The following is a 652-nucleotide window of genomic DNA, read 5'->3' as shown; positions in this document are numbered from 1 at the left end:
TACCACGTCTTTCATCGCCTCTGACTGCCAAGGCATCCACCGTATGCGCTTCTTCACTTGACCATATAACCCCAAGCAATCTGGTTATACTGTGAAGACGACATTCGCCGAAAATTCGAATTTCTCAATTAAGAGAACTAACAAATTTTACCTTAGCCTGATCCGTTACCAGTGAAAGTAACGTTCAGTCTATCTTTCTATCACATACCCAAATTTTTAAAGAACGATCTAATCAAAGACTAGAAATCAATATTCACTTCAGAATATTCATTTCTAAACTCTAACAAGTAGAAGCAGTTAATGGTGGAGCCAAACGGGATCGAACCGTTGACCTCCTGCGTGCAAGGCAGGCGCTCTCCCAGCTGAGCTATGGCCCCATAACAAAATTGGTGGGTCTGGGCAGATTCGAACTGCCGACCTCACCCTTATCAGGGGTGCGCTCTAACCAACTGAGCTACAGACCCAATTTCGAGCGCGTAACTGATTAGCTAAGAGCTATCAGCTTGGAGCTTAAAGCTGCTTCTATCGTCTTCTTCAATGAATCAAGCAATTCGTGTGGGAACTTATGGAGCAGCTGATGTCGTCGATTAAGGAGGTGATCCAGCCGCAGGTTCCCCTACGGCTACCTTGTTACGACTTCACCCCAGTCATG

The 652-nt window shown here is 45.6% G+C and carries 2 tRNA genes and 1 rRNA gene; all 3 read right to left on the bottom strand.

The annotated features are described in order from the left end of the window. Window positions 1-301 precede the first annotated feature (301 nt). Window positions 302-377 (bottom strand) — tRNA-Ala (locus GIV26_RS27055). 10 nt (window positions 378-387) lie between these two features. Beyond that, window positions 388-464, bottom strand: a tRNA-Ile gene (locus GIV26_RS27050). A gap of 124 nt (window positions 465-588) precedes the next feature. After that, window positions 589-652: ribosomal RNA gene (locus GIV26_RS27045) — 16S ribosomal RNA — on the bottom strand; the annotation flags it as partial.

The sequence above is a fragment of the Pseudomonas sp. PA-1-3F genome (assembly GCF_021609665.1).
GTDB lineage: Bacteria > Pseudomonadota > Gammaproteobacteria > Pseudomonadales > Pseudomonadaceae > Aquipseudomonas > Aquipseudomonas paracarnis.
This window is presented reverse-complemented; position numbering and strand designations above follow the sequence as displayed.